This window comes from Pseudonocardia pini (assembly GCF_013870575.1).
Lineage (GTDB): Bacteria > Actinomycetota > Actinomycetes > Mycobacteriales > Pseudonocardiaceae > Pseudonocardia > Pseudonocardia pini.
In genome coordinates this window covers 1-4,327 of sequence record NZ_JACBXB010000476.1, presented here as the reverse complement: position 1 = coordinate 4,327, position 4,327 = coordinate 1, and the positions used below count along the sequence as shown (strand labels likewise).

At 73.4% G+C, this 4,327-nt stretch carries 6 protein-coding genes; 5 read left to right on the top strand and 1 reads right to left on the bottom strand.

The genetic code is table 11. From position 1 onward, the window contains the following. Positions 1–237, top strand: a 237-nt coding sequence (locus H5J29_RS22695; RefSeq protein ID WP_181783065.1) for a glycosyltransferase, incomplete at its 5' end; no start/stop codon positions are given. Between the two features lie 11 nt (positions 238–248). On the opposite strand, the gene H5J29_RS22690 is transcribed toward H5J29_RS22695, so the two are convergent. Further along, entirely contained in the window at positions 249–2,066 is a 1,818-nt protein-coding gene (locus tag H5J29_RS22690) for an AMP-dependent synthetase/ligase (RefSeq protein ID WP_181783064.1), read from the bottom strand. A 130-nt stretch (positions 2,067–2,196) separates the two neighbouring features. On the opposite strand from H5J29_RS22690, the gene H5J29_RS22685 reads away from it, so the two are divergent. From H5J29_RS22685 to H5J29_RS22670, 4 genes are all read left to right on the top strand, one after another. Continuing rightward, positions 2,197–2,586 (top strand): polyketide cyclase / dehydrase and lipid transport, encoded by a 390-nt coding sequence (locus tag H5J29_RS22685; RefSeq protein WP_181783063.1) that lies wholly within the window; start codon positions 2,197–2,199, stop codon positions 2,584–2,586. A gap of 4 nt (positions 2,587–2,590) precedes the next feature. Then, positions 2,591–3,379 carry a metallophosphoesterase family protein gene (locus H5J29_RS22680; RefSeq protein WP_181783062.1) on the top strand — a complete coding sequence of 263 codons (789 nt, stop codon included), beginning with the start codon at positions 2,591–2,593 and terminating at the stop codon, positions 3,377–3,379. A gap of 17 nt (positions 3,380–3,396) precedes the next feature. Continuing rightward, positions 3,397–3,837 (top strand): SRPBCC family protein, encoded by a 441-nt coding sequence (locus H5J29_RS22675; protein WP_181783061.1) that lies wholly within the window; start codon positions 3,397–3,399, stop codon positions 3,835–3,837. Positions 3,838–3,858: 21 nt separating this feature from the next. Continuing rightward, a partial coding sequence (locus H5J29_RS22670) for an ArsA family ATPase (protein ID WP_181783060.1) occupies positions 3,859–4,327 on the top strand: 469 nt, incomplete at its 3' end.

Below are 4,327 nucleotides of genomic sequence, written 5' to 3'. Positions count from 1 at the left end.
GTGGTGGCGGGGGACAGCGGTGGGGCACCGGAGACGGTGCGGCCGGGGGAGACCGGACACGTCGTCGACGGCCGGGACACCGACGCGGTGGTCGCGGCGCTCGCCGACCTGCTCGCCGACCCCGACCGCGCCCGGGCGATGGGCGCGGCGGGGCGGGCGTGGATGCAGGAGGCGTGGACCTGGCCGACCCAGGTCGCCCGCCTCGGGGAACTGCTGTCGGGAGCCGTCAGGGCCTGACGGCCCGCGGCTCAGGCGACGTGCTGCTTGTCCGCCGCACCGGCGTAGAGCGCCGCGATCTCGGTCGCGTACTGCTCCGCCACCACGTTCCGCTTGACCTTCAGCGTGGGCGTGAGCTGCCCGCCCGCCTCGGAGAAGTCCAGGGGCAGGATGCGGAACTTGCGGATCTGCTCGGCCCGCGAGACGGCCTGGTTGGCCTCCTCCACGGCCGCGGCGATCTCGCCCCGCAGCTCGGGATCGTCGATCAGGTCCGCCGCCGACGAGGGGTCGCCGGTGGCGGCCTTCCCGTTCCGCTCGCGCCAGCCGGGCAGGGCCTCGGGATCGATCGTGACCAGCGCGGCGATGAACGGCTGCCCGTCCCCGACGACCAGGCACTGCCCGACGAGCGCGTGGGCACGCAGCCGGTCCTCCAGCACGGCGGGTGCGACGTTCTTGCCGCCCGCCGTCACCAGGATCTCCTTCTTGCGCCCGGTGATGGAGAGGAAGCCCGCGTCGTCGAGTGCGCCGAGGTCGCCGCTGTGGAACCAGCCGTCCTCGATCGCCGCGGCCGTGGCCTCCGGGTTCTTCCAGTACCCGCGGAACACGATGCCGCCGGCGAGCATGATCTCGCCGTCGTCGGCGATCCGGACGGCGTTGCCCGGCACCGGGCGCCCGACGCTGCCGACCCGCTGGGCCCCCAGCGCGTTGACGGTGATCCCCGCGGTGGTCTCGGTGAGCCCGTAGCCCTCGAGGATCGTGATGCCGACGCCGCGGAAGAAGTGCCCCAGCCGCTCGCCGAGCGGCGCGCTGCCGGACACCGCGGCGACGACGTGGCCGCCGGTCGCCTCGCGGAGCTTGCCGTAGACCAGCTTGTCGAACAGGGCGTGCTTGAGCTTGAGCACCAGCCCGGCGCCGCCCGTGTCCTGCGCGCGGGACCAGGCGATGGCGACGTCCGCCGCGGCGTCGAAGATCGCGCCCTTGCCGCCGTCGTGCGCCTTCTGCCGCGCGCCGTTGTAGACCTTCTCGAACACGCGTGGGGCGGCGAGCAGGAAGGTCGGCTGGAAGGTGCCCAGGTCGGCGAGCAGGTTCTTGGTGTCCGGGGTGTGCCCGATGACGGTCCGCGAGGCGATCGCGCCGCACTGGATGACCTTGCCGAAGACGTGCGCCAGCGGCAGGAACAGCAGGACCGAGCCGTCCGCGCTGAGCAGCTGGGACAGCACCTCGCGGGTGCCCGCGATCTCGGACAGCAGGTTGCGGTGGGTCAGCTCGCAGCCCTTGGGCCGCCCGGTGGTGCCGGAGGTGTAGATCAGCGTGGCGAGGTCGTCCGCCTTCACCGCGCCGCGGCGGGCGTGCACCTCGGCGGCCTCGACCGAGGCACCCGCCGCGACCAGCTCGTCCACGGCCCCGGCGTCGATCACCTTCACGAAGCCCGGGGAGGCCTCCGACGCGGCCACCAGCTCGGCGTGCCTCGCCGTCTCGACGATGATCCCGGCCGCGCCGGAGTCCGACAGGATCCAGCCGATCTGCGACGCCGAGGACGTCTCGTAGATCGGCACGGTCACCCCGCCGACGGCGAGGATCGCGTAGTCCAGCAGCGTCCACTCGAACCGCGTGCGGGACAGCAGCGCGACCCGGTCGCCCGGCCCGACGCCCGTGGCGATCAGCCCCTGCGCCACGGCGGTGACGCGCGCGGCGAACTCGGCCGCGGTGACCGGGCTCCAGACCCCCGGCGACTCCTGGATCCGGAGGAGGGTCTCCTTCGGATGCTCGACCTCGTGCGCGTACACGGCGTCGAGGAGGTTCTCCCCCGCGCCGACCGTGACGGTGGCGGGGACGCTGTACTCACGCACGATGACGACCTCCTGGCCGGCGTTGGCAGGTTACTCGTGGGGAAAGATACCGCGTCGGGAAAGGCCGGGCGAGGTCCCCTACGTCCGGAAAGTCCCGGTCCGGGTCCGGGAGAGCACCAGGAGGTCGCCAGTGCCCAGTGTGGACGTGGTGGACGAGACGTTCCTCGCCGTGCCGCCCGCGCGTGTCGCGCCGGTGTTCGCCGATCCCGCCGCCTGGCCGCGGCTCTGGCCGGACCTCCTGCTGGAGCTGCTGACCGACCGCGGCGAGCAGGGCGTGCGGTGGACCGTCGGCGGCGCGCTGACCGGGAGCATGGAGGTCTGGCTCGAACCGATGCTCGACGGCACGTGCCTCCACTACTTCCTCCGCGCCGACCCCCTCGGCCCGGACGGCCGACCCGCGCCGCTGACCGGCAGGCGCGCGGCCCGCGAGGTGCGCAGGCGCCGGTACCGCGCGAAGGAGATCGCCTTCGCGCTCAAGTCACACTTGGAGGAGGGACGGCCCCCGGGCCAGGCACCATAGATCCATGCGCGTCCACGTCGTCTCCGATGTCCACGGCAACGTCGAGGCGTTGGCCAGGGCCGCCGACGGCGCCGACGCGCTGTTCGTGCTCGGCGACCTCGTCGACTTCGTCGACTACGCGAACCCCACGGCCGGCATCCTCGGCCGGGTCCTCGGCGAGCAGGTCAGCCGGGAGTTCGGGCGGGTCCGCCGGGCGGGCGGGCCGGGGGAGCTGGCCGCGTTCGCCAAGGCCGCCTGGGGGCGCATCCCCGATCCCGCCGCCGTCATCGCCGAGGCGGTCGACGAGCAGTACGCGGCGTTGTTCGCCGTGATGCCGGACGACACCTGGGCCATCCCGGGCAACGTCGACCTGCCGGACCGCTGGCCCGCGCACCTGCGCCCGGGCATCACCGTGCCCGACGGCAAGGTGGTCGAGATCGGCGGCATGCGCGTCGCGTTCCTGGGCGGTGTGCCGCTGCCGCCGGGGTTCCCGCCACGCCTGGGCGGGCCGTGGCGCCCGCACCTGGTCGCGGCGGAGGACTACCAGGCGTCGGTCGACGCCCTGGCGGACTTCGACCTGCTCTGCACCCACGCCCCGCCCGCGGTCCCGGCGCTGTTCTACGACGTCGTGACCAAGCGCCGCGAGCTGCCCGGCCTGGGGCTGCGGGAGCTGATCGAGCGGGAGCGGCCGCGGGCGGCGCTGTTCGGGCACGTCCACCAGCCGCTGGCGGCCCGCCTGCGGTACGGGGCGACGGAGTGCGTGAACGTGGGCCACTTCCGGCGGACCGGTCAGCCGTACGTGCTGCGCTGGTGAACGGTAGCCTCCCCGTCATGGCGGACGCGACGACCTCCTCGATCACCATCGACGCCGATCCGGAGACGGTGATGGCGGTCATCGCGGACTTCGAGGCCTACCCCGAGTGGGCGGACCAGGTGAAGACGGTCGAGATCCTCGACAAGGACGGCGACCGCGCCGACCGGGTGCGCTTCTCCATGGACGCGGGCCCGATCAAGGACACCTACACGCTGGACTACGACTGGGCCGCGAACGGCCGCTCGGTGTCCTGGGTGCTGGTCAAGGGCCAGATGCAGAAGGCGCAGACCGGGTCCTACACCCTGGAGTCCTCCGGGTCCGCGCCCACGACGGTGACCTACAGCCTCGCCGTCGACCTCAACATCCCGATGATCGGGATGCTCCGCCGCAAGGCGGAGAAGGTGATCATCGACACCGCGCTGAAGGGCTTGAAGCGGCGCGTGGAGGGCCGTTCCTAGCGGACCGATACAGTTCGGCCCGTGCGGGTCGTGCTGTTCACCGGCAAGGGGGGCGTCGGGAAGACGACGCTCGCCGCGGCCACCGCTGTGCGCCTGGCCCGGTCCGGCCGCAAGACCCTGGTCGTCTCCACCGACCCCGCCCACTCCCTCGGCGACGCCCTCGGCGAGGAGCTCTCCGCGGAGCCCGTCGAGCTGGCGCACGGGCTGTTCGCGGGCCACGTCGACACCCGGGTGCTGCTCGACGGCGCCTGGGCCGACCTGCAGGACCACCTGCGGACGCTGCTCGCGGGCGCCGGGATCGACGAGCTGGTGGCGGACGAGCTGACCGTGCTGCCGGGCGTCGAGGACCTGCTCGCGCTCGCCGAGGTGCACCGGCTGGCCACCTCCGGGCTCTGGGACGTCGTGGTGGTCGACTGCGGCCCCACCGCCGAGACCCTGCGGCTGCTCGCGCTGCCCGAGGCGCTGTCCGGCTACCTGGAGCGGCTCTTCC